Annotated in this window: 21 protein-coding genes and 1 other RNA gene; 18 read left to right on the top strand and 4 right to left on the bottom strand. The window is 69.1% G+C overall.

The features are described from left to right. Positions 1-77: 77 nt before the first annotated feature. Positions 78-686, bottom strand: coding sequence for a uracil-DNA glycosylase family protein (locus tag LF63_RS12545; RefSeq protein WP_425477051.1), 609 nt, complete (start codon positions 684-686; stop codon positions 78-80). A 361-nt stretch (positions 687-1,047) separates the two neighbouring features. Here LF63_RS12545 and LF63_RS12535 point away from each other — a divergent pair, with 361 nt between their 5' ends. After that, the gene (locus LF63_RS12535) at positions 1,048-2,331 is read left to right on the top strand and encodes an FAD-dependent oxidoreductase (RefSeq protein WP_235205324.1); all 1,284 of its coding nucleotides are present in this window, start codon (positions 1,048-1,050) and stop codon (positions 2,329-2,331) included. Between the two features lie 142 nt (positions 2,332-2,473). Here the strand turns inward: LF63_RS12535 and LF63_RS12530 are convergent, their stop codons facing one another. The 3 genes from LF63_RS12530 to LF63_RS12520 are packed head-to-tail and all read right to left on the bottom strand — an operon-like array spanning position 2,474 to position 6,070. Next, a complete protein-coding gene (locus LF63_RS12530; protein WP_043102281.1) occupies positions 2,474-3,844 on the bottom strand; it encodes an FAD-binding oxidoreductase in 1,371 nt (456 codons plus the stop codon). A gap of 1 nt (position 3,845) precedes the next feature. Next, positions 3,846-4,205 (bottom strand): YraN family protein, encoded by a 360-nt coding sequence (locus LF63_RS12525; protein ID WP_043102280.1) that lies wholly within the window; start codon positions 4,203-4,205, stop codon positions 3,846-3,848. Then, the gene (locus LF63_RS12520) at positions 4,205-6,070 is read right to left on the bottom strand and encodes a penicillin-binding protein activator (protein ID WP_043102278.1); all 1,866 of its coding nucleotides are present in this window, start codon (positions 6,068-6,070) and stop codon (positions 4,205-4,207) included. Before LF63_RS12520 ends, LF63_RS12525 begins: the two co-directional genes overlap by 1 nt. Before the next feature lie 73 nt (positions 6,071-6,143). On the opposite strand from LF63_RS12520, the gene rsmI reads away from it, so the two are divergent. The 17 genes from rsmI (at position 6,144) to ftsZ (ending at position 24,443) form a co-directional block, all read left to right on the top strand. Next, a complete protein-coding gene (gene rsmI, locus LF63_RS12515; RefSeq protein WP_043102277.1) occupies positions 6,144-6,971 on the top strand; it encodes a 16S rRNA (cytidine(1402)-2'-O)-methyltransferase in 828 nt (275 codons plus the stop codon). A gap of 196 nt (positions 6,972-7,167) precedes the next feature. Then, on the top strand, positions 7,168-8,343 hold the full coding sequence (locus LF63_RS15320; protein ID WP_052395069.1) for a GGDEF domain-containing protein: 1,176 nt from the start codon (positions 7,168-7,170) through the stop codon (positions 8,341-8,343). Positions 8,344-8,357: 14 nt separating this feature from the next. After that, an RNA gene (gene rnpB, locus LF63_RS15355) (RNase P RNA component class A) lies at positions 8,358-8,723 on the top strand. A 299-nt stretch (positions 8,724-9,022) separates the two neighbouring features. Further along, on the top strand, positions 9,023-9,469 hold the full coding sequence (gene mraZ / locus LF63_RS12505; protein WP_043102274.1) for a division/cell wall cluster transcriptional repressor MraZ: 447 nt from the start codon (positions 9,023-9,025) through the stop codon (positions 9,467-9,469). 42 nt (positions 9,470-9,511) lie between these two features. Continuing rightward, a complete protein-coding gene (gene rsmH / locus LF63_RS12500; protein WP_043103859.1) occupies positions 9,512-10,438 on the top strand; it encodes a 16S rRNA (cytosine(1402)-N(4))-methyltransferase RsmH in 927 nt (308 codons plus the stop codon). Beyond that, a complete protein-coding gene (gene ftsL / locus LF63_RS12495) occupies positions 10,435-10,707 on the top strand; it encodes a cell division protein FtsL (RefSeq protein ID WP_043102271.1) in 273 nt (90 codons plus the stop codon). The genes rsmH and ftsL overlap by 4 nt, the downstream gene beginning before the upstream one ends. Further along, positions 10,704-12,476: a peptidoglycan D,D-transpeptidase FtsI family protein gene (locus LF63_RS12490; protein ID WP_052395065.1), complete on the top strand. Its 1,773-nt coding sequence runs from the start codon at positions 10,704-10,706 to the stop codon at positions 12,474-12,476. Before ftsL ends, LF63_RS12490 begins: the two co-directional genes overlap by 4 nt. Further along, positions 12,473-13,951 carry a UDP-N-acetylmuramoyl-L-alanyl-D-glutamate--2,6-diaminopimelate ligase gene (locus LF63_RS12485; RefSeq protein WP_043102268.1) on the top strand — a complete coding sequence of 493 codons (1,479 nt, stop codon included), beginning with the start codon at positions 12,473-12,475 and terminating at the stop codon, positions 13,949-13,951. The genes LF63_RS12490 and LF63_RS12485 overlap by 4 nt, the downstream gene beginning before the upstream one ends. Beyond that, positions 13,945-15,315 (top strand): UDP-N-acetylmuramoyl-tripeptide--D-alanyl-D-alanine ligase, encoded by a 1,371-nt coding sequence (locus LF63_RS12480; RefSeq protein WP_043102265.1) that lies wholly within the window; start codon positions 13,945-13,947, stop codon positions 15,313-15,315. Before LF63_RS12485 ends, LF63_RS12480 begins: the two co-directional genes overlap by 7 nt. After that, a complete protein-coding gene (mraY, locus tag LF63_RS12475; protein ID WP_043102262.1) occupies positions 15,305-16,387 on the top strand; it encodes a phospho-N-acetylmuramoyl-pentapeptide-transferase in 1,083 nt (360 codons plus the stop codon). Before LF63_RS12480 ends, mraY begins: the two co-directional genes overlap by 11 nt. Before the next feature lie 13 nt (positions 16,388-16,400). Next, entirely contained in the window at positions 16,401-17,621 is a 1,221-nt protein-coding gene (gene ftsW, locus LF63_RS12470) for a putative lipid II flippase FtsW (RefSeq protein WP_184655097.1), read from the top strand. Beyond that, complete coding sequence (gene murG / locus LF63_RS12465; protein ID WP_043102260.1) at positions 17,618-18,700, top strand: undecaprenyldiphospho-muramoylpentapeptide beta-N-acetylglucosaminyltransferase; 1,083 nt, start codon at positions 17,618-17,620, stop codon at positions 18,698-18,700. The genes ftsW and murG overlap by 4 nt, the downstream gene beginning before the upstream one ends. Further along, positions 18,697-20,142, top strand: coding sequence for a UDP-N-acetylmuramate--L-alanine ligase (murC, locus tag LF63_RS12460; RefSeq protein ID WP_043102258.1), 1,446 nt, complete (start codon positions 18,697-18,699; stop codon positions 20,140-20,142). The genes murG and murC overlap by 4 nt, the downstream gene beginning before the upstream one ends. After that, entirely contained in the window at positions 20,139-21,119 is a 981-nt protein-coding gene (locus tag LF63_RS12455; protein ID WP_081945208.1) for a D-alanine--D-alanine ligase, read from the top strand. The genes murC and LF63_RS12455 overlap by 4 nt, the downstream gene beginning before the upstream one ends. After that, on the top strand, positions 21,116-21,868 hold the full coding sequence (locus LF63_RS12450; protein WP_043102255.1) for a cell division protein FtsQ/DivIB: 753 nt from the start codon (positions 21,116-21,118) through the stop codon (positions 21,866-21,868). Before LF63_RS12455 ends, LF63_RS12450 begins: the two co-directional genes overlap by 4 nt. Continuing rightward, positions 21,865-23,100, top strand: coding sequence for a cell division protein FtsA (gene ftsA, locus LF63_RS12445; protein ID WP_043102253.1), 1,236 nt, complete (start codon positions 21,865-21,867; stop codon positions 23,098-23,100). Before LF63_RS12450 ends, ftsA begins: the two co-directional genes overlap by 4 nt. A gap of 143 nt (positions 23,101-23,243) precedes the next feature. Next, complete coding sequence (gene ftsZ / locus LF63_RS12440) at positions 23,244-24,443, top strand: cell division protein FtsZ (protein WP_043102250.1); 1,200 nt, start codon at positions 23,244-23,246, stop codon at positions 24,441-24,443. Positions 24,444-24,513 lie beyond the last annotated feature (70 nt).

Raw genomic sequence — 24,513 nt, 5'->3', positions numbered from 1 at the left:
GCGGGAACCGCCCCAAGGCCATCAAACTTTCGCAGAGTAGAGGAAGGCTTGCGAGAACGGCAAGCCGCGGGCCGGCCTCAGGCCAGGGCGTCGGCGACGCGCTGACGCAGCACCGGAAGCAGTTCGTCGGCGAACCACGGGTTCTGTTTCAGCCAGCGGTTGTTGCGGGGGCTGGGATGCGGCAGCGGCAGGCGGTCGTGTTCGAGATGCGTGCGCCAGTCCTGCACGGTGGCGGTGAGGTTGGCGCCGCGCGCGTCGCCGAGCAGGGCGGTCTGCGCGTACTGGCCGATGACCAAGGTCAGGCGGATCGCGCCCAGCAGCGGCAGCACGCGCGGGTGCCAGGTCGGCGCGCATTCCGGACGCGGCGGCAGATCGCCGCTGCGGCCGGTGCCGGGGTAGCAGAAGCCCATCGGCACGATGGCGACGCGATGCGGGTCGTAGAACGCATCGCGGTCGATGCCCAGCCAGTCGCGCAGGCGCTCGCCGCTTGGATCGTCGAACGGCACGCCGCTCTCGTGCACGCGCCGCCCCGGCGCCTGGCCGACGATCAGCAGGCGCGCATCTGCCGCCGCTTGCAGCACGGGGCGAGGCCCCATCGGCAGGTGTGCTTCGCACAGGCGGCAGGCACGGATGTCGTTGAGCAGGACGTCCATGCGATTCGCGATGTCGTTCGATGTTCGGCTCATGGTGCGGTCCGTGCGGGTACGGCATGGCAAGCCTAACTCCGATGCGGGCGGTTGTGCGCAATGCCATGAATCGAGGCGGACCTCGATGCGCGAACGCGTTCGGGCCGAGGCGCCATGCATCGACGGTCGGGCGCGATGCGCAAGTGTCGCTCGTCCACGCGCACGAGGTCTGCCGGCAGGTCGGGCCTTGCGTCATCGATGCGATGCATGCCTTGGTCGACGAAAGGTATCGCGCGGCCACGACAAGGACTGCGCAGTCGGCCGGACGAGCAATGGGCGAAAAGAGGCGGGCCGTTGCGCACGTGTCCGGTGTTGTTTGCCTCGATGCCATGATCTAGGCTTGATTCGGTCGCGAAAAACGATGACGGCGACGGCCTTTTGCGGCGAACCCGTCATCGCGCATACGTCGGACATGCGTTCTGCATGCTTCGGCCAGCGTCTCCCTCATGACTCTCCGGCACCTGCCGGACCGATGCCGTCGTCAGCGCTTGTGCGTGCTGGCGCGGCGAAAGGAGCGCTGAACATGCAACACACCATCACCATCGTCGGTGCCGGACTGGGCGGACTCACGCTGGCTCGCATCCTGGCCATGCACGGCATGCGCGTGACGATCTACGAAGCGGAAGCTTCGCCCGACGCGAGATCGCAGGGCGGCCTGCTCGACATCCACGAACACAGCGGCCAGGCCGCGCTCAGGGAGGCCGGACTGTTCGAGGCCTTCCGCGGACTCGTGCGTCCCGGCGAAGATGCCAAGCGCGTCGTCGACAAGCACGGCCGGATACTGCTCGACATGCCGGACGGGCATGCCGTCAAGCGTCCCGAGGTCGATCGCGGCGCGTTGCGGCAATTGTTGATCGACGCCCTTCCGTCCGGTGTGATCGAGTGGGGCCGCAAGGCGGTGTCCGTCGCGGCTGCCGGCCACGGTCGGCATGAAATCACCTTCGCCGACGGGTCGACGCGTGTCGTCGACGTCCTGGTCGGCGCCGACGGGGCGTGGTCGAAGGTCCGCCCCATGGTTTCGCAGGCGAAGCCGGTCTACAGCGGTACCTGCTTCATCGAAACCATGCTTTTCGATGTACCGATTCGCCACAAGGCCAGCGCGGACATCGTCGGCGAGGGCACGCTCATGGCGGTTGCGCCCGGGCAAGGCATTCTGGCGCACCGATACGCGGAAGGCTCGTTGCACGTCTATGCGGCGCTGAACCGGGCCGAGGCATGGTTCGAGTCGATCGATGTCAGCGGAGCGAAGGACGGCATGGCGACCGTGGCCCGGGCCTTCGCGGACTGGGCGCCCGCTCTGGTATCCCTGATCGCGGACGGCGAGGTCGATCCCGTCCTGCGGCCGATCCATGCGCTTCCCGTCGAACATCGTTGGCCGCGGGTGCCGGGCGTGACCCTGCTGGGCGACGCAGCGCACCTGATGTCGCCGTTTGCCGGCGAAGGCGCCAACCTTGCCATGCACGACGGCGCGGAACTCGCGCGGGCGATGTGCATGCATCGCGGCGATGTCGAAGCGGCTTTCCGGGCGTATGAAGCGCGTCTTTTCCCGCGCAGCGCCGAGGTTGCCCGTCGGAGTGCGCGCAATCTGGAGCGGTTCTTCGATGCGACCGCGCCGTGGGGCGTGGTCGCGCTTTTCCGTGAGTGAAGGACGGCGTCTGTCTGCTCACGATCGAATGACCCTCGCTGCGTGAGGGCGCCGAACTCCGCGTTCGATGCAGCGAACATGCCGGAAACGTTAGATTCGCGACGAGGGGGCACGCCGTTTCGATCATGCTTGCGGGTGACGTTCAGGGCAGCAGCTTGCCCGGATTCATGATGCCGTCCGGATCGAAGCTGCGCTGGATGCCGCGCATCAGTTCGAGCGTCTGCGCGCCGAGCGCCATCGGCATGAAGTCGCGCTTGGCCAGGCCGATGCCGTGTTCGCCGGACAGCGTGCCGTCGAGGGCGATGACGGTCTCGAACAGCTTGCGCAGGCACGGCTCGGCGCGCTTGAGTTCGGCGTCGTCGCGCGGCAGCAGGTTGACGTGCAGGTTGCCGTTGCCGGCGTGACCGAAGCTGACGATGGGCAGCTCGTGCTCGCGCGCCAGCGCCTCGACGGCGGCGACCAGCGCGGGCAGGCGGCTGACCGGCACCACCACGTCCTCGTTGATCTTGTGCGGCGACAGCTTGCGCTGCGCGGGCGACAGCGCCTTGCGCGCGGCCCACAGCGTCTTCGCTTCCTCGGCGTCAGCGGCGGCATGCAGGTCGAGCAGGCCGTCGCCGCGGGCGGCGCGCGACACGGCTTCGACCGCGCCGGGCAGGGCATCGGGTTCGCCGTCGACCTCGATCATCAGCAGCGCGCCGGCGGCGGGCACGCTGTCGCCGGCATGGTCGCGCGCCAGCTTCAGCGCGGTGCCGTCCATGAATTCCAGCGCGCAGGGCGTGACCGGCTGCGCCATGATCCGCGCCACCGCGCGCGCGGCGCTGGCGACATCGGCGTAGGTGGCGCGCAGCGTGCGCAGGGCGGACGGTTTCGGCGTCAGTTTCAGCGTGGCTTCGGTGATCAGCGCCAACGTGCCCTCGGAGCCGATCAGCAAACGCGTGAGGTCGTAGCCGGTCGCGCCCTTGCTGGTCTGCACGCCGCAGCGGAAGGCCTCGCCGGTGCCAGCCACGGCGCGCAGTCCGAGGGTGTTCTCGCGCGGGCTGCCGTACTTCACCGTGCGCGGCCCGGCGGCGTTGCAGGCGAGGTTGCCGCCGATCGAGCAGAACGGCGACGAGGTCGGATCGGGCGGCCAGAAGAAGCCGTGCGGCGCCAGTGCGGTTTGCAGGTCGCCGTTGAGCACGCCGGGTTCGACCACCGCCAGGCGGTTGTCCGGATCGATGCGCAGGATGCGGTTCATGCGCTCGAAGCTGGCCACCACGCCGCCGGCGACCGGCACCGTGGCGCCGGTGGTGTTGGTGCCGCGACCGCGCGCGATCAGCGGCACGCGGTGCGCGCGGCACCGTTGCACCAGCCGGACGGCCTGCTCGTGCGTGTCGAGGAAAGCCACGGCGTCGGGCATCGCCTGGCGGCGGGAGTTGTCGTAGCCGTAGGTCAGGCGCTCGGCCGGGTCGGTGCGCAGGTTGGCTTCGCCCAGGTCGGCACGCAGTTCGCTCAGGAAGGTGTCGCTCAGCGCCATGTCACGTCCCGGCGTCGAAGGCGGCGCGATGCCAGGCGGTGTCGGGGCGTTCGGCGTCGCCCTCGAAGGCGATCACGTCGAAGCGGCAGTCGCGCTCGGCGTGTTCGGGATGGGCGGCGAGGAAGCCTTCGGCGGCGCGCACCAGCCGCTCGCGCTTGCGTGCGGTGACCGACATCGCGGCGCCGCCGTAGCCGCGGCTGCGGCGGTAGCGCACCTCGACGAACACCAGTGTCGCGCCGTCGCGCATGATCAGGTCGAGTTCGCCGAAGCGGGTGTGGAAGTTGCGTGCGACCGCTTTCAGACCGGCACGTTCGAGGTGCGCCAGGGCGCGGTCCTCGAACGCGTCGCCGGTCGCGCGCATCAGTGGCTGGCAGCGGCCGGCGTCACGCTGGCCGACGGCGTCTGGTCGGTGGGCGAGCCGAGGTCGAGGCTGCCCGACAGCGGTCGAGCGAGGCCGTTGTCGAAACGGGCCCAGGTCAGCACGCGCTGGATGCGGCCGAAGTCGTCTTCGACCAGCTGACCGGTCGCGCCCGGCACGTAACTGCCCGGGTGCGAGCGCAGGAAGTCCAGATACGGCGTCAGCGACCAGGCGTCCATGCCGAACGCGAACAGGCGCGCGCCGCTGGCGCTGGTCGCCGGCAGCAGGTTGGCGATGGCGCTGCGCGAGGGCAGGCCCGGCTGGGCGTCGAACAGCCACGGCGCATCGCAGAAGGTCACGCCGTCGAGGTCGCGGTCGGCGTCGGGATTGTCGTAGCCGCCGTACACGTGCGAGGTGGCGAACACCGGCTGCCGCATTTGCGCCAGGCGCAGCTGCGGCATCACCAGGCGCGCCTGCTCCGGACGCATGCTGATGAAGATGCCGCTGCCGTTCTCCAGCTGGGCGACGCGCTGGTTGTAGGCGTCGGCGGCCTGCTTGTCGGTGCTGGCGCGCGCCGATGCGGCGGGCGGCGCGATGGTCGCCAGCTGCTGGCTGACGTTGATGGTCTTGGGGTCCAGCGACAGCTGGCCGACGATCTGACCGCCCTGGGCGGTGAATTCGCGGGCGAAGGCCTGGCCGGCACGTTGCGCGAAGTCCTCGGTCGACACCACGACATAGGCGCGCTTCAGTCCCTGCGTCAGCATGTGGTCGGCGACGCTGGCGCCTTCGGTTTCCGGCAGCAGGCCGAATTCGTTCACGCCCGGCGGCGGCACCCGGGTGGTGTCGGGGTGATTCAGCGCCAGCACCGGCACCGGCAGCGAGGCCTGGCCGACGACGGCGGCGACGTCCTCGCGGGTCAGCGGCCCGATGATCTGCTGCGCGCCGTCCTGCACGGCCTGCTGGTAGGCGGCCACGGACTGCGCCGGCGTGCCGCCGCTGTCGTAGACCTTGACCTGCGGGCGGTGCTGGCCGCCGACGCTGTCGTTGAAGTAGGCGGTGAAGAAGCCCTCGCGGATCAGCGTCGCCGCGCGCGCCAGCGAGCCGGTCAGCGGCAGCAGCAGGGCGACCTTGCCCGGATTGCGGTAGCCCTGACCTTGCGGCTGGCCCGGCATCACCGTGCCAACCGGCTGGTTGGCGTCCAGCGCGCCGTTGGACATGCCGGCGCCGAGCTGGTGGAGGGCCTGGTCGATCCAGGTCTGCATCGGGCTGCCGTCGGCCAGGGTCTGGCGACGCTGCTTCAGCGCGTCGGCGCCGAGACTGCCGAGCAGGCGCACGATCTCGCGTTCGTTCTGGGCCTGGTCCAGCCCTTGCAGCTGCGCGTCCATCTGCACCCGGATGCGCGCGGCCTGGTACGGCTTGCCGGCGGCTTCCAGCGCCTGCGCGCGCAGTTCCAGCGTGCGCTGCTGCAGATCGGCGGGCAGGTGGTGGACCGGCGCGGCGGTCAGCGAAAGCGCACGTTGGGTGTCGCCGTTCTTCAGCGCGAGTTGGGCCTGCAGCAAATCGTAGCGCTGCTGATCGTTGGCGGAGAGCTGGCCGCGGGTGACGCCATCCAGTGCGCGCTGGACGTTGTCCAGGTCGCCTTCCTGGCGCCAGTCTTCGGCGGCGCGCAGGCGGAAGTAACTGCCCGAGCCGGCGTTCTGCGCCGCCAACTGCATGTAGGCCTGCGCGGCCTGCGCGTACTGGCCCTGGCGTTCCAGTCGCATCACCTGCGCGGACTGCGCCTGCTGTTGTTGGGTCGGGCCGCTGACCGTAGCGCAACCGGCGAGCGTCAGAAGGCCGAGCAGGCCCAGGGCACGGATTGTGCGCATGCGTGTTCCTCAGAAATTCATTGCACAGCGATTTGCGCGATCATAGCGGATGACTCCGTACCCAGTCTTGAACATGGATCAAGCTACGCCCGGCACCCTGCACGTCGTCGCCACCCCCATCGGCAACCGCGACGACATCTCCGCGCGCGCCGTTCAGGTGCTGCGCTCGGTCGCGCTGATCGCGGCCGAGGACACCCGGCACAGCAGGCCGCTGCTTGCGCACCTGGGCGTCGACACGCCGTTGAAGGCCCTGCACGAGCACAACGAGGACGCCATCGCGCAGGCGCTGGTGGAGCGCCTGTTGCAGGGCGAGGACGTGGCGCTGATCTCCGATGCCGGCACGCCGCTGGTCAGCGATCCGGGCTACCGGCTGGTACGCGCGGCGCGCGCGGCCGGCGTGCGTGTGTCGCCCGTGCCCGGCGCGTGCGCGGCGATCGCGGCGCTGTCCGCCGCCGGGCTGCCCAGCGACCGCTTCGTGTTCGAGGGCTTCCTGCCGGCCAAGCGCGGTGCGCGCAGAAGTCGGTTGGAGGCGCTGGCGGCCGAGACGCGCACACTGATCTTCTACGAATCCCCGCATCGCGTGGCCGAGACGCTGGACGACATGCGCGCCGCCTTCGGCGATGAGCGCGAGGCCGTGCTGGCGCGCGAGCTGACCAAGCTGTTCGAGACCGTGCTTGGCGAACCGCTGGCCGCCCTCGCCGCGCGCGTGGCGGCTGACTCCGATCAGCAGCGCGGCGAATGCGTGCTGCTGGTGGCCGGTTGTGCCGACGCCGCCGAAGCGCAATTGGCCGAGGGACGGCGCCTGTTCGCCCTGCTGCGCGAGGAGTTGCCGCCGTCGAAGGCGGCCAGGTTGGCGTCCTCGATCAGCGGCGCGCCGCGCAAGGCGCTCTACGGCGATTGACCCCGAGGGGTGCCGTCGGCGGGCGCGGGCGCTAAGATCGAACGCTTTCCGGTGGCGTCAGGATGCGGGCCGGTGCGGAGCGCGATGCTGCGTTCCCGATTCGTGGGCGAAGGTCGGTGAGGATGCCCGACGGCATGGGCCGGTTTCTCCCCGGCGCATGCGGCGCCCGGTGCCGTCTCTTTTTTGTTGCCCGCCCATGACCGGATTGTCCAGCCGCGCGCTGACCTATCGTTACCTCATCGCCCTCGGCCTGATTGCCGTGTGCACGGTGTTCTCGCATCTGATCCTCGGCCGCGTCCTGCGCGAAGACGACGGTTCGGCCGCGGTGGCCGCCATGAGTACGCGTCAGGTGGTGCTGGCCGAGCGCATCGCCGAGATGGCCGATGAATACGCCGACGGTTCGGCGCAGGCGCACGCGGTTCTGCACGTCAGCCTGGCGCAGTTCGAGAAGGAATACCGGCTGCTGTCGAGCGACGAAGGCAGCGCGTCGTTCATGGCCTACGGCAAGCCGCGCGCGCTGGCGCTGTACCGCGACGGTCTGGGGCAGGACATCGAGCGTTTCATCGCCCTGGCCAAGCGCATCGACACGGGCGCGCCGGGCGATCCGCAGTTCGTCGGCGCGCTGGATGCCTTGCGCTCGCTGGCGCGCGAGCAATTGCCCGACGGGCTGGATGCGGTCGCCACGGTGCACGTCAAGGCGGGCGAGGTGCATCTGCAGCGGATGGAGATGCTGCAGCACGCGATTCTCGCCATCGTTCTGCTGGTGTTGCTGTTCGAGGCGCTGGGCATCTTCCGGCCGATGATCCGGCGCATCGTGCGCTACGCCCGTCAGCTGCAGGATCTGGCCACGCGCGACGTGCTCACCGGGCTTTGCAACCGGCGCGAATTCCAGGATCGCGTGGCGGCCGTGCGCGAAGCGCCCGTGTCGACGTCGGAAGTCGCGGTGTTGATGCTCGACGTCGATCATTTCAAAAGCATCAACGACCGCTACGGGCATGCGGTCGGCGACATCGTGCTGACGCGCCTGGGCGCGCATCTGCAGGGCATCCTGCGCGGCGGCGACATCGCCGGTCGCATCGGCGGCGAGGAATTCGCGCTGGCGCTGCCGGCCACGTCGCGCGATGGCGCGCTGAAGATGGCCGAGCGCTTGCGCGTGGAGGTCGCGGCGATGGCGCCGCCGGACGAAGCGCCGGATCTGAAGGTCACGGTATCCATCGGCGTGGCCGCCCTCGGGCCGGGCGCCGAGGCGACGCTGGACGAGGCGCTGCGCATGGCCGATGGGGCGCTGTACCGGGCCAAGCGCAATGGCCGCAATCGGATCGAATGCGCCGATGCGTCGGACGCCGTGGCGACCGCGAGGACGGGCGGATGAAGTACACTGGCGTCGGAGTCGGCCGGACAGTCGCGTCGCACCTTGTGTGCGTCGAGGAAAGTCCGGGCTCCGCAGGGCAGGGTGCCAGGTAACGCCTGGGCAGCGCGAGCTGACGGCCAGTGCAACAGAGAGCAGACCGCCGATGGCCCCGCAAGGGGATCAGGTAAGGGTGAAACGGTGCGGTAAGAGCGCACCGCGCGCGGGGACAACGCCGCGTGGCACGGTAAACCCCACCCGGAGCAAGACCGAATAGGGGAACGATAACGCGGCCCGCGTTGTTCCCGGGTAGGTTGCTGGAGCCTGGCGGTGACGCCAGGCCGAGAGGAATGACTGTCGCGCCGCAAGGCGAACAGAACCCGGCTTACAGGCCGACTCCATCTCTTTCCGCGAACGACAGCGATGTCGGTGAACGCCCTCTCCCTCGTGGGGAGGGCGTTCACGTTCGTGCGGTCGTATGGGCTCGGTGCGGATGCCGTTGCGCTTGGCGAGCAGAGCGCGGAAAAGCAAAAAATCCACCGATTTCAAGGGCCTCAGAACAGTTCCTGAGAAACTGCATAAAAATTCAGCAACCGTTGTCTTTGTCCTTGATCTGCAAGCGAAAATTCCTTGACAGTCTCAGGGGCTGAGACTATTGTGGGTTCCAGTGTGAATTCGTGGGAATTCGTGGAAGTCCCTAGCCATGTTCCAGGGTGAAACCGCCATCACCGTCGACGACAAGGGCCGACTGGCCATCCCGACCGCGTATCGGGAGCTGGTCGTTCGCGAGTGCGGCAATTGCCTGGTGGTGGCGTACAACCCGTTCGAGGCCGGCTGTCTGTGGATTTTCCCGCAAAGCGAGTGGGAGCGGGTGCGCGATCAGGTCAATGCGCTTCCCAGCGTCAAGGCCGTGCATCGCGACCTGCAGCGCAAGCTGGTCGGCGCCGCGGCCCACGTCGAACCCGACAGCGCCTCGCGCATCCTGCTTCCGGCCAGCCAGCGGGCGTCGGCCGGGATCGAGAAGAAGGCGGTGCTGCTGGGCATGGACACCAAGTTCGAGTTGTGGAGCGAGCAGGCGCATCTGAGTCGCATCCGCCAGACCATCGGCGAGGACCAGATCAGCGACGACATGGCGGAACTGAGGTTGTAGCGAGACAAGAAGAACAGGACACGAAGTAACGGGATGGGTGCCATGGGAAGTCAATCGATGCACATCCCGGTGATGCTGGAGGAAGCGCTGGAGGGGCTCGCCGTGAAGGCAAGCGGGCGATATCTCGATGGCACGTTCGGTCGCGGCGGCCACGCCCGCGCGATCCTCGAACGCCTCGGCCCCGACGGCAGCCTGCTGCTGATGGATCGCGATCCGCAGGCCATTGCCGCGGCCGAAGCGACCTTCGCCGGCGATGCGCGGGTGACGATCCGGCGCGGCAACTTCGCCGAACTGGCGCAGTGGCCGGCGACGGAGGACGGGCTGGACGGGATTCTGCTCGACATCGGCGTGTCCTCGCCGCAGCTCGACGAAGCCGAGCGCGGCTTCAGCTTCATGGCCGATGCGCCGCTGGACATGCGCATGGACCCGGACAGCGGCGAGAGCGCCGCGGCATTCCTGGCCCAGGCCGAGGAAAAGGACATCGCCGACGTGCTGTGGCGCTTCGGCGAAGAGCGGTTCAGCCGCCGCATCGCGCGCGCCATCGTGGCGCAGCGCGAAGAGCAGCCGATCCGCCGCACCGGCGAACTGGCGCAGCTGCTGGAACGGTTGCTGGGCCGGCGCGAGAAAGGCAAGCACCCGGCCACGCGCACCTTCCAGGCGCTGCGCATCCGGGTGAACGGCGAGCTGGACGCGTTGGAACAGGGATTGGAGGGGGCGCTCGCGCGGCTCAAGCCGGGTGGACGCCTGGTGGTCATCAGTTTCCATTCGCTGGAGGACCGGGTGGTCAAGCAGTTCATCCGCAGCCAGTCGGGCATTCGTCCGGCCGGTCGCCGCAATCTGCCCCCGCCGGACGCGCCGCCGGCGATGCTGCGCGCGGTGGGCAAGGCCCATTTCCCGTCCGCCGCCGAACTGGACGCCAACCCACGCGCCCGCTCGGCGGTGCTGCGCGTGGCCGAGCGACTGCCATGAGTATCCGTCTCGTGCTGCTCCTGCCGATGCTGCTGGCGCTGGTCCTGATCAGCGCCATCGCCGTGGTTTGGGCGCGGCATGAGAACCGCGTGCTGTTCGTGCAGCTGACCAAGCTGCAGACGCAGCGCGACGCGCTGAATGTGGAATTCGGTCGCCTGGAGCTGGAGAAAGCCACCTGGGCCGATCCGAGCCGTATCGAAACCATCGCCCGCGGCCAGATGGGCATGGTCAATCCCACCGCTGCCGACACCCGACTGATCCGCCGATGAGACGCGACCGCGCCAAACCGGAACTGCAGCTGCCCGAACGCGCGCCCGGACCGAGCGCGCGTCGGCGCATGACGCTGGTCGTCGTGCTGCTGTCGCTGGCGGCGCTGGGCCTGCTGGCGCAGGCGGTGAAGCTGCAGGTGGTGGACAAGAGCTTCTACCAGGCGCAGGGCAATGCGCGTTTCCTGCGCGAAGTGCCGATCCCGGTTTCGCGCGGCAGCATCTTCGACCGCAACGGGGTGCCGCTGGCGGTGTCGACGCCGGTCGAGTCGATCTGGGCCAATCCGCAGGAGCTGCTCGATCACACCGACCAGATGCCGGCGCTGGCGCGTGCGCTGGGCATTGCGCCGGACGATCTGGAGCAGTACCTGGAGCAGCGTGCGAACCGCGAATTCGTGTACCTGAAGCGGCGCATGAGTCCGGAGGCGGCGCAGGCCGTGCTCGACCTCAAGGTGCCGGGCGTCAACGAGCAGCGCGAATTCCGTCGCTACTATCCGCTCGGCGCGGTCACCGCGCACGTGCTCGGCTTCACCAATATCGACGATCACGGCCAGGAAGGCCTGGAGCGCGCCTACGATCAGTGGCTCAGCGGCGCGGCCGGCAGCAAGCGCGTGATCCGCGACCGCCTCGGGCACACCGTGGAGACGGTGGACATGGTGCGCGCGCCCAAGCCGGGCCACGACCTGACCCTGAGCATCGACCGTCGCATCCAGTACCTGGCCTACCGTCAGCTCGACGAGACGGTGAAGAAGTTCAAGGCGTCCTCGGCGTCGATGGTCATCATGGACCCGCGCACCGGCGAAGTGCTGGCGATGGTCAATCTGCCGTCGTACAACCCCAACGCCGTCGGCAACAGCGATCCGTCGCAGCGCCGCAACCGCGCCGTGACCGACGTGGTCGAGCCCGGTTCCACCGCCAAGGCCTTCACCGTGGCCGCGGCGCTGGAAAGCGGCAAGTGGACGCCAAGCACCAAGATCGACACGTCGCCGGGCTGGATCCAGCTGTACGGCCACACCATCAAGGACGACGAGGACAATGGCGTGCTCGACGTCACCGGCGTCATCACGCGTTCCAGCAACATCGGCGCGGCGAAGATGGCGCTGAGCCTGTCGCCGGACGCCATGTACAAGGTGTTCCGCGATTTCGGCTTCGGCGCCAGCACCGGCAGCGGCTTTCCCGGCGAGTCCTCGGGTTTGCTGCCGATCGGTGGCGACTGGCGGCCGATCCGTCAGGCCACCATCGGCTACGGCTACGGTTTCAGCGTGACCGCGCTGCAGTTGGCGCAGGCCTATTGCGCGCTGGCCGACGGCGGTCAGCTGCGCGCACCGAGCTTCGTCAAGGGGCAGGACAACGCGCCCAAGCAGGTGCTGAGCCCCGAAGTGGCGCAGGAAGTGGTCAACATGCTGAAGACGGTGGTCGAGCCGGGCGGCACGGCCTACCGCACCGCAGCCATCGCCAATTACACCGTCGCCGGCAAGACCGGCACCTCGCATATCGCCGAGGCGGGTGGCTACTCGAACTCCAACTACAACTCGTTGTTCGCCGGCATGGTGCCGGCCAGCAATCCGCGTCTGGTCGGCGTAGTCATCGTGCGTGGCGCGCAGGGCGGTTACTTCGGCACCACGGTCGCGGCGCCGGTGTTCAGTTCGGTGATGAAGGGCGCGCTACGCCTGCTCGACATCCCGCCCGACAACGTGCCGCAGCTGTACGCCTCGCGCGGTGGTGCGGCCGCCATGCAGGGTGGCCGTTCGCGGCAGGAGGGCGCGCGATGACGACGAGCATGCGCCTGCGCGACCTGCTGGCCGGTGTGGCCGAAGCGCCCGCCAGCGGCGACATCGTGGTTTCGGGTCTGCAGATCGATTCGCGCCGCGTGCGCCCCGGCAACGCCTTCGTGGCGCTGGCCGGCCGTCGCGCGCACGGCATCACGTTTGCCCCTGCGGCCGTCGCACAGGGCGCTTCGGTGATTCTGGCCGAAGGCCCTGTGCGCGCCGCTCCCGAGATCGATGCGCCGGTGGTCTGGATCGACGGTCTGCGCGACTGCGCCGGTCCGCTGGCTGCGCGCTTCCACGGCGATCCGTCGCGGGCGATGACGGTCATCGGCGTCACCGGCACCAACGGCAAGACGTCCTGTGTGCAGATGCTGGCGCAGGCGCTGACGTTGCTGGGCCATCGCGCGGCGACCATCGGCACGCTGGGCAGCGGCATGCACGGCGCGATCGAGGCCGGCGAGCGCACCACGCCGGACGCGCTCAGCATGCAGGCGCTGCTGGCCGATTTCCGCGCGCAGGGCGCCAGTCACGTGGCGATGGAAGTGTCCTCGCATGCGCTGGATCAAGGCCGCGTCGAAGGCGTGGCCTTCGATCTGGCCGCCTTCACCAATCTGACGCGCGATCATCTGGACTACCACGGCACCATGCAGGCCTACGGCGAGGCCAAGGCGCGCCTGTTCGCGTGGCCGGGGCTGAAGGCCGCCGTGGTCAACGTCGACGACGGTTTCGGGCGTAGCTTGTCCGAGCGTCTGCCCGAGGGCGTGACGCGCCTGCGCGTCAGCGTCGGCGGCACGCAGGCCGAAGTGACCGCGACGGACGTCGAGGCGCACGGCGACGGTTTGCATTTCACGCTGCACACGCCCTGGGGCGAGACGCCGGTGCACAGCCCGCTGCTGGGGCGCTTCAACGTCGCCAATCTGCTGCTGGTCGCGGCCTGTCTCGGCGCGCTGGGCGAGGACTTCGCGCGTGTCGGCGCGGTACTCGCGCAGCTGCAGCCGGTGCGCGGACGCATGAGCCGGCTCGGCGGCGAAGGCGGGCAGCCGCTGCTGGTGGTCGATTATTCGCACACCCCCGATGCGCTGGAACAGGCCTTGAACAGTCTGCGCGGCCACACGCGCGGCGCGCTGATCTGCGTGTTCGGCTGCGGCGGCGAGCGCGATGCGGGCAAGCGCCCGCACATGGGCGCCATCGCCGAGCGACTGGCCGACCGCGTCATCGTCACCGACGACAACCCGCGCGGCGAAGACGGCGACGTCATCGTCGCGCAGATCCTCGCCGGCATGGACCGGCCCGAAGCGGCCGCCGTCCAGCGCGATCGTGCGGCGGCGATCCACGAGGCGCTGCGCCTGGCGCACGCCGACGACGTGGTGCTGGTGGCCGGCAAGGGACACGAGGACTACCAGGAAGTGAACGGCGAGAAACATCCTTTCGACGATCTCGAAGTGGCGCGCGCCGCGATGGAGGTGCACGCATGCTGAAGGTGCATCTGCAGCAGATCGCCGCGTGGACGCAGGGTCGCGTGCACGGCGACGACGTGTTGATCCGCGGCGTGACCACGGACAGCCGCAAGGTCCTGCTCGGGCAGTTGTTCGTGGCCCTGGTCGGCGAGCGCCATGACGGTCACGAGCACGTGGCGATGGCGATGGAGAAGGGCGCGTCCGCCGCGCTGGTCTCGCGCGTGCAGGATGCGGCGGTCCCGCAGGTCGTGGTCTCCGACACCCTGAAGGCGCTGGGCGACATGGCCGCCGCGCGCCGCGAGGCTTCTTCCGCGCGGGTGGTCGGCATCACCGGCTCCAACGGCAAGACCACGGTGAAGACGCTGACCGCGGCGATCCTCGCGCGGCACGGTCGCACGCACGTCAACGCGGGCAACTTCAACAACGAGATCGGCATGCCGCTGACGCTGCTGGCGATGCCGGACGACGCCGAGTACGCGGTGCTGGAGATGGGCGCGGGCAAGCCGGGCGACATCGACTACCTGGCTGCCATCGCGCGGCCCGATATCGGCCTCGTGAACAACATCGCCACGGCGCATCTTGAGCGCATGGGCAGCGTCGAGAACATCGCCGAGACCAAGGGCGCCATGTATCGCGCCCTGCCCGACGACGGCGTCGGCATCGTCAACGCCGACGACGCGTTCGCCGACTATTTCGCCGGCCTGCTCGGCACGCGCCGCATGCTGCGTTTCGGCCTCGACCGCGAAGCCGACGTTGGTGCCGAGATTCTGGATATGAACCCGGGCGGCAGCCGCTTCGTGCTGAGCACGCCGCAGGGCGACGCCGAGATCGCATTGCCGCTGCCGGGTCGCCACAACGTCGCCAATGCACTGGCGGCGTCCGCGATCGCCTGCGCGCTCGATGTGCCGCTGGAGCACATCAGCCACGGCCTGCACCACGCCGGCAGCGTGCCGGGACGCCTGCGCAGCCGCGCCATGCCGGGCGGCTGGAAGCTGATCGACGACAGCTACAACGCCAATCCGGCCTCGACCCGCGCCGGCATCGACACCCTCGGCCTGGCCGAGGGCGAAGCCTGGCTGGTGCTGGGCGACATGGCCGAGCTGGGACCGGAGGGCCGCGAGCTGCATGCGCGGATCGGCGCCTATGCCCGCGAACACGGCGTGACGCGGTTGCTCGGCGTCGGCCTGCTCACGCGCGCTGCCTGCGAGGCTTTCGGCAGCGGCGGCGAGCATTTCAGCGAGCAGTCCGAACTGATCGAAGTCCTGCGCAGGGAATTGCGCGCAGGCGTTACCTGCCTGATCAAGGGCTCGCGCAGCGCCGGCATGGATCGCGTGGTCGCGGCGCTGGAAGCGGACGAGCAACAGGGGGGAACGCATGCTTCTTGAACTGGCCAAATGGCTGTCGGCGTACCTGGGTGCGCTGCGCCTGTTCGAATACATCACCTTCCGCACCATCATGAGCGCGCTGACCGCGCTGGCCGTGTGCCTGCTGATGGGGCCGGGCATGATCCGCAAGCTGGCGGCGATGAAGGCCGGCCAGGTGGTGCGCGACGACGGTCCGCAATCGCACTTGAGCAAGGCCGGCACGCCGACCATGGGCGGTCTGCTGATCCTGGTGGCCATCGTCATCGGCACGCTGCTGTGGGCCGACCTGCACAACCGCTACGTGTGGGTGGTGCTGTCGGTCACGCTGGCGTTCGGCGCGATCGGCTTCTACGACGACTACCGCAAGCTGGTGCTGAAGGACAGCCGCGGTCTGCCGGCGCGCTGGAAGTACCTGCTGCAGTCGGCCTTCGGTCTGGCTGCCGCGCTGTTCCTGTACTTCACCGCGAAGACACCGCCGGAAACCGCGCTGTTCGTGCCGCTGTTCAAGCACGTCGCGCTGCCGCTGGGCGGGCTGTTCGTGCTGATCGGCTATCTGATGGTGGTCGGCTTCTCCAACGCCGTGAACCTGACCGATGGTCTGGATGGCCTGGCGATCATGCCGAGCGTGCTGGTGGCCGGCGCACTGGGCATCTTCGCCTACCTGGCCGGCAATGCGGTGTTCTCGCAGTACCTGGGCATTCCGTCGATTCCGGGGGCGGGCGAACTGGCGATCTTCTGCGGCGCGCTGGCTGGCGCGGGACTGGGATTCCTCTGGTTCAACACCTATCCGGCGCAGGTCTTCATGGGCGACATCGGCGCGTTGTCGATCGGCGCCGCGCTGGGCCTGATCGCGGTGATCGTGCGGCAGGAAATCGTGCTGCTGGTAATGGGCGGCGTGTTCGTGATCGAGACCGCCTCGGTGATGCTGCAGGTGGCCAGCTTCAAGCTGACCGGCAAGCGGCTGTTCCGCATGGCGCCGATCCATCATCACTTCGAACTGAAAGGCTGGCCGGAACCGCGCGTGATCGTGCGCTTCTGGATCATTTCCGTGGTGCTGGTCCTGATCGGACTGGCGACGTTGAAGGTGCGTTGATCCGATGCTGCTGATGTTTCCATCGTCGCAACAGGCCAAGCGCCGGGAGGGGCCTCGCGGCCGCTATGACCCGGTATTGCTGCTGGCCATCGTGGCGCTGGTCAGCATCGGCATCGTCATGGTGGCGTCGGCGTCGATCGCGGTCGCCGACGGCAAGCACATCGGCGCGTTCTACTACCTCAAGCGGCATCTGCTGTTCCTCGGCCTCGGTACTGTGCTGGCGGTGATCGCCATGCGCGTGGAGCTGAAGTTCGTGGAGAAATTCAGCATGCCGCTGATGCTGCTCGGCATGGCGACCATGCTGGCGGTGTTCCTGCCCGGCATCGGCATGCGCATCAACGGCGCGCGGCGCTGGCTGAATCTGGGCGTGACCAGCTTCCAGCCGGTGGAGGCGATCAAGCTGATCATGATCGTGTACCTGGCCAGCTATCTGGTGCGCCACAAGCAGGCGGTCGAGCGCAAGCTGTTCGGCACCGTCAATCCACTGGTGGTGGCGGGGTTGCTGGTCATCAGTCTGCTGCTGCAGCCGGACTTCGGTTCCTCGGCGCTGATCATCGCGGTGACCGTGGGCATGATCTGGCTCGGCGGCGCGCGCATGCGCTACCTGTTCGGCATGGCCGCGGCGGCCGCGCCGCTGCTGGCGGCCGCGGCACTCAGCGAAAACTACCGTGTGCGTCGTCTGATGACCTTCCTCGATCCGTGGAAGGATCCGTTCAACGACGGCTTCCAGCTGACCCAGGCGCTGATCGCCATCGGTCGCGGCGAGTGGACCGGCGTCGGTCTGGGCGAGAGCGTGCAGAAGCTGTTCTACCTGCCCGAGGCGCACACCGATTTCATTCTCGCCGTGATCGGCGAGGAGCTCGGCCTGTTCGGCATCGTGCTGGTGCTGGCGCTGTTCGCGCTGCTGGTCGGGCGCGGGTTGATGCTGGGCCTGCGCGGCGTGGAGCTGGGTCAGCATTTCGCCGGCTACGTGGCTTTTGGCGTGTCCTTGATGATCGGCCTGCAGGCCATCGTCTCGGCCGGCGTCAATCTCGGCGTGCTGCCGACCAAGGGTTTGACGCTGCCGCTGATCAGCTCCGGCGGATCGAGCGTGATGATGACCTGCGCCATGCTCGGCGTGCTGCTGCGCGCCGGTTACGAGATCCATCGCGCGGGCGACGCCCGGCGCATGGCAGTGCGCAACGAAAGCGCGCGCGTGGCCGAGGCCGACCTGCCCGAGGAGGCGCACGCATGAGCGCGCAGCGTCCCGTGCTGATCATGGCCGGCGGCACCGGCGGCCACATCTTCCCCGGCCTGGCCGTGGCCGCCGAGCTGCGCGAGCGCGGTGTACCGGTGGTGTGGCTGGGCGCGGAAGGCGGTCTGGAAACCACGCTGGTGCCGGCGCATCGCATCGACATGGATACCGTGCGCATCGGCGGCCTGCGCGGCAAGGGCTGGCGCACGCGCCTGACCGCGCCGTTCGTACTCGCCCGCGCCGTGCTCGGCGCGTTGCGCATCCTGCGCCGCTACCGTCCGCGCAGTGTGTTGTCGATGGGCGGCTACGTGGCCGGGCCGGGCGGTCTGGCGGCGTGGCTGCTGCGCACGCCGCTGCTGGTGCACGAGCAGAATCGCGTGCCCGGCGTGACCAATCGCGTGCTGGCGAAGCTGGCGCGCACGGTGCTGGTCGGATTCGCCGACGCGTTCCCGCCGTCCACGCAGGCCGAATGGGTCGGTAACCCGGTGCGCGCGGATATTGCTGCGCTGCCGTCGCCGAGCGAGCGTTTCGCCAAGCGTAGCGGCAAGCCGCGCCTGCTGGTGCTGGGCGGCAGCCAGGGCGCGCGCACGCTCAATCGACGGGTGCCGGCGGCGCTCGGTCGCATGCCCTCCGAAGCGCGCCCCGAGGTGCTGCATCAGTGCGGCAAGCGCGATCTGGACGTCGCGCGCCAGGCCTACGCCGAGGCCGGCGTCGAGGCCCGGGTCGAAGCCTTCATCGAAGACATGGGCAGCACCTACGCGTGGGCCGATCTGGCCGTGTGCCGGGCCGGCGCACTGACGCTGGCGGAACTGGCCGCCGCGGGACTGGGTTCGATTCTGGTGCCGTTCCCGTACGCGGTCGACGACCACCAGACCAAGAATGCCGAGGCGCTGTGCGAAGCCGGCGCCGCCACCCTGATACAGGAGCGCGACTTGCGCGAAGACGAACTGGAAGCGCGCCTGCATCGCCTGCTCGGCGACCGCGCGCAGCTGCTGAAGATGGCCGAGGCGGCGCGCGCGCTGGCCCGCGCCGACACCGCCGCGCGCATCGCCGACCGCTGTCTGGAGGTGGCCGCATGAGCGTGCGTCGACTGCGCCCCCACGACGACATCATGACCGTGTTCCGCCGCGTGCATTTCATCGGCATCGGCGGCGTGGGCATGAGCGGCATCGCCGAGGTGCTGCACAACCTGGGCTACACCGTGTCCGGTTCCGACCGCGCGAACTCGCCGGTGACCGAGCGCCTGCGCGCGCTGGGTGTCATCGTGCACGAGGGCCACGCCGCGGCGCACGTGACCGACGTCGACGTCGTGGTCACGTCGAGCGCGATCCAGGATGACAACGAAGAACTGAAGGCCGCCCGTGAGCGCCGCATCCCGGTGGTGCCGCGCGCGGAGATGCTGGGTGAGCTGATGCGCTTCCGCCGCGGCATCGCCATCGCCGGCACGCACGGCAAGACCACCACCACCAGCCTGACCGCCAGCGTGCTGGCCGAGGCCGGCTACGACCCGACCTTCGTCATCGGCGGTCAGTTGAACTCCGCCGGCGCCAATGCGCGACTGGGCACGGGCGAGTACCTGGTGGCCGAGGCCGACGAATCCGACGGCTCGTTCCTGCTGCTGTCGCCGATCCTCGCCGTGATCACCAATATCGACGCCGATCATCTGGAGAACTACGGCGGCGACTTCGCCAACGTGCGCCAGGCCTTCGCCGACTTCCTGCACCGGCTGCCGTTCTACGGGCTGGCCGTGCTGTGCGTCGACGACCAGGAAGTCGAGCAGCTGTCGCACGAGATCGCGCGCGGCGTGGTCACCTACGGCATCGACAACGAGGATGCCGACGTGCGCGCGCTGAACGTGCGCCAGCGCGGCTTCGAGATGCACTTCGACCTGCAGCTGCCGGGCCGCAAGGCGCCGCTGCAGGTGGCGCTGAATCTGCCGGGTCGGCACAACGTGCTGAACGCGCTGGCGGCGGTGGCCGTCGGTTGGCAGCTGGGCGTGGACGAGACGGCGCTGGTCGGCGCGCTGGCGAGCTTCCAGGGTGTCGGTCGCCGCTTCCATCGGCGCGGCGAGCTGGCGCTGGACGAAGGCCGCGTGATGCTGATCGACGACTACGGCCATCATCCGAGCGAACTGGCGGCGGTGTTCGACGCGGTGCGCGGCGGCTGGCCGGACAAGCGCCTGGTCGTGGCCTTCCAGCCGCATCGCTACAGCCGCACGCGCGACCAGATGGACGACTTCGCGCGCGTGCTGTGCGAGGCCGACGTGCTGGTGCTGACCGAGGTCTATCCGGCCGGCGAGAAACCCATTCCCGGCGCCGACGGTCGCGCCCTGGCGCGGGCCGTGCGTGCGCGCGGCAAGGTCGCGCCGGTGCTGGTCGAGCATCCGCGCGAATTCGCCGAGGCCTTGCCGGCCCTGCTGCGCGACGGCGATCTGCTGTTGCTGCTGGGCGCCGGCGACATCGGCAGCACGGCCGCGGCGCTGGCCGCGAGCGGACACCTGAAGAGCGGAGGCGCGGCATGACGCGGACGACCAACGACATGCCGCTGCGCACGCCCGGCGAGTTCGGCCGCGTGGCCGTGGTCATGGGCGGCAACTCGGCAGAGCGCGAAGTCTCGCTCGACTCCGGCCGCAACGTGCTGGAGGCACTGAAGGCGCGCGGCATCGACGCGCACGCCATCGACGGCATCCCGGCCTTGCTCGACGCCCTGCGCGCCGGCCATTTCGCGCGCGTGTTCAACATCCTGCACGGCCAGCACGGCGGCGGCGAGGACGGCGTGCTGCAAGGCGCGCTGGAGTCGCTGAACATTCCCTACACCGGCTCGGGCGTGCTTGGTTCGGCGCTGTCGATGGACAAGGTTCGCGCCAAGCAGGTGTGGCAGGCGATCGGGCTGCCGACGCCGCGCTACGTGGCTCTGCGCCGCGGCGGCGACGTGCATGCGGCGGCCGCGGAGCTGGGACTTCCGGTGATCGTGAAGCCGGCCTGCGAGGGGTCCAGCGTGGGCATCACGCGCGTGTTCGAGGCCTCGGATCTGGCGGCGGCGGTGGCCTTGGCCGAACGCTATCCGGGCGACCTGATCGTCGAGCAGCTGATCGAGGGCGACGAGCTGACGGTGTCGATCCTCGGCGACCGCGTGCTGCCGTCGATCCGCATCGTGCCCAAGGGCGCGTACTACGACTATCACGCCAAATACGTCGCCGAGGACACGCAGTACATCTGCCCGGGCCTGGACGACGCCGAGGCCGAGGCCGAACTGCGTGCGCTGGCGCGAGCCGCCTTCGATGCGCTGGCCTGCGGCGGCTGGGGCCGCGTCGACGTGATGCGCGACCGCCAGGGCCGCAACTGGCTGCTGGAGGTCAACACCGCCCCCGGCATGACCACGCATTCGCTGGTGCCCAAGGCGGCGGCCACGGTCGGCATTCCGTTCGACGAACTGTGCCAGCGCGTTCTCGAAACCAGTTTCGACAGCACGCCGGCGCGTGCGGGAGGCGACGCATGAAGAGCGTGATCTCCCTGCGTGGCGCGGCCTGGCTGATCGCCGTGGCGCTGGTGATTCTGCCCGTGGTCGGTCTGGTGCGCGGCTGGTTCGCCTCCGACCGCTGGCCGATCCGCACGTTGCAGGTGCAGGCGCCGTACCAGCACGTCAGCGCGGACAAGATTCGCGCCACGGTCGCGCCGTATCTCGGCAAGGGCTTCTTCGCCACGCGGCTCGACCGCGTGCAGCAGGCCGTGCAGGCGCTGCCGTGGGTAGCCACGGTCGAGGCGCGCAAGGTGTGGCCGGACACGCTGATGCTGCGCGTGCAGGAGCGCCAGCCGGTGGCGCACTGGAACGGCGATCGCCTGATCGGCCGCGACGGCGAGGTGTTCGCCGCGCCGGGCGCGGCGGACATCGGCGGTCTGCCCGAACTGAGCGGGCCGGACGCGCGCGAAGGCGACGTGGTGGCGTTCTATCAAAAGGTGTCCGAATCCTTCGCCCGCGTCGGCCTGCGCGTCGACGGCGTGGATCTGAGCGGTCGCGCCAGCTGGCGCCTGAAGCTCGGCAACGGCGCCGAACTGGTCATCGGCAGCGACGACGTGCAGTCGCGACTGCAGCGTTTCCTCGACGTCTATCCGCGTCTGGCCCAGGACGGCCAGGGCCAACCCTTTACCCGCGTGGATCTGCGCTATGCCAACGGCTTCGCCGTGCGCTGGCCGCAAACCGCGGCGAATGCGCCACCCGAAGCGAACGGGGGAGTTCCGCACACATGAACCGCAAGAACGAAAAGCAGCTGGTCGTGGGGCTGGATATCGGCACCTCCAAGGTGGTCGCGATCGTCGGTGAGTACGAACCCGGCGAACCGGTCGAGGTGATCGGCGTCGGCTCGCACGTCTCGCGCGGGCTCAAGCGCGGTTCGGTGGTCGACATCGAATCCACCGTGCACTCGATCCAGCGCGCCGTCGAGGAAGCCGAGCTGATGGCCGGCTGCGACATCCGCTCGGTGTACGCCTCGATCTCCGGCAGCCACCTGGAAACCAAGAACTCGCACGGCACCGCCGCGATCCGTGACCGCGAAGTGACCGCGAGCGATCTTGAGCAGGTGCTGGAAGCCGCGCGCGCGGTGGCGATCCCGGCTGACCGCAAGGTGCTCTACAAGGAGCCGCAGGAATACCGCATCGACGGTCAGGACGGCATCCGTCACCCGGTCGGCATGAGCGGCGTGCGCCTGGAGGCCAGCGTGCATCTGGTCACCGGCGCGGCGCCGGCGGTGCACAACATCACCAAGTGCATCAGTCGTTGCGGCCTGTCGGTCGACGAGCTGGTGCCTTCGGCCGTGGCCAGCGCCAAGGCGGTGCTGACCGACGACGAGCGCGAACTGGGCGTGTGCCTGGTCGACATCGGCGCGGGCACCACCGACATCGCCATCTACACCCAGGGCGCGATCCGCTACACCAAGGCGCTGCCGGTGGGCGGCGATCAGGTCACCAACGACATCGCCTACGGCGTGCACACGCCGACCGCGCATGCCGAGGAAATCAAGATCAAGTACGCCTGCGCGTTGGCGCAGCTGGCGCGCGCCGAGGAAACCATCCAGGTGCCCAGCGTCGGCGACCGCCCGCCGCGGCGGCTGGCGCGGCAGGCGCTAGCGCAGTCGGTGCAGGCCCGTTACGAGGAGATCTTCGAGATGGTGCAGGACGAACTGCGCCGCTCGGGCTTCGAGAGCATGGTCGCGGCCGGCGTGGTGCTGACCGGCGGTGCGTCGCGGATGGAAGGCGCGCTGGAACTGGCCGAGGAGGTCTTCCACAAGATGGTGCGCCTGGGTCATCCGACGCAGGTGTCCGGTTTCGGCGACGTGGTCGGCAACCCGATCAACGCCAGCGGCGTGGGCCTGCTTCTGCATGGCGCGCGCAGCGGCGGATCGCGCCTGGCCGGGGGTCCGATCGGACCGGGCATGGGCGGTGTGGTCGACAAGGTGCGCGATTGGCTGACACGGAATTTCTGATCGCGCTCCGGCGCGACAGGGCAAGGAACAGGACGCGCACGGAGGCGCGACCCGGCAGGAGAACGTCCTGCCAAACCCGGACCGCGACAGGTGTGGCGGCCGGGCAACAACGACAAAAGTGAAACACTGACGGAGGACGGGAAATGTTTGAATTGGTCGAAAAACTGGCACCCAATGCGGTGATCAAGGTGATCGGCGTGGGCGGAGGCGGCGGCAACGCCGTGGCCCACATGGTCAATGCCAACATCGAGGGCGTGGAGTTCATCTGCGCCAATACCGACGCCCAGGCGATGAAGAACTGCGGCGCCAAGATCGCGCTGCAGCTGGGCGCGAACGTGACGAAGGGCCTGGGCGCGGGCGCCAATCCGGAAGTCGGCCGTCAGGCCGCGCTGGAGGATCGCGAGCGTCTGGAAGAAATGCTGGAAGGCACCGACATGGTGTTCATCACCGCTGGCATGGGCGGCGGCACCGGCACCGGCGCGGCGCCGGTGGTGGCGCAGCTGGCCAAGGAGAAGGGCATCCTGACGGTGGCCGTGGTCACCAAGCCGTTCCCCTTCGAGGGCAGCCGCCGCATGCAGGTGGCGATGAAGGGCATCGAGGACCTCTCGCAGCACGTGGATTCGCTGATCACCGTGCCCAACGAGAAACTGCTGACCGTGCTTGGCCGCGAGGTCACGCTGCTCAGCGCCTTCAAGGCCGCCAACGACGTGCTGCAGGGTGCGGTGCAGGGCATCGCCGACCTGATCACGGCGCCGGGCCTGATCAACGTCGACTTCGCCGACGTGCGCACCGTGATGTCCGAAATGGGCATGGCGATGATGGGTTCGGGCACCGCCAAGGGCGACGACCGGGCTCAGGCCGCGGCCGAGGCGGCGATCAACAACCCGCTGCTGGAGGACGTGAACCTGTCCGGCGCCTGCGGCATCCTGGTCAACGTCACCGCCGGTCCCAACCTGACCATGCGCGAGTTCGACGAGATCGGCCGCATCGTGCACGACTTCGCCAGCGAAGACGCCACCGTGGTGCTCGGCACCTCGCTGGATCCGGAGCTGAAGGACGAAGTGCGCGTGACCGTGGTCGCCACCGGCCTGAACCGTTCGGCCGCCGTGCGCCAGCCGCTGCGTCAGGGCATGCGCGACGACGCCCGTGCGACCAAGCCGGCCGCTTCGCGTCAGCCGCCGCGTCCGGTGGTGCTGCGCACGGGCACCGGCAACGAAGTGGTCGACTACGCGGAACCGCAGCCGAAGGTGCAGGCCAGGACCGAACCGGCCGCGGCTGCCGACAGCGATCCGGGCATGAACTATCTGGATATCCCGGCCTTCCTGCGTCGTCAGGCCGATTGATCGCGCCGGCGGAGGCGATGGACGCCTCTGCCGCACGATCGCTGAACGCCCGCGCCGGAACTCCCGTCCT

This window comes from Oleiagrimonas soli, from assembly GCF_000761445.1.
Taxonomy (GTDB): Bacteria; Pseudomonadota; Gammaproteobacteria; order Xanthomonadales; family Rhodanobacteraceae; genus Oleiagrimonas; species Oleiagrimonas soli.
The sequence above is the reverse complement of the archived record's forward strand: the minus strand, read 5'-3'. Positions and strand labels throughout refer to the sequence as shown.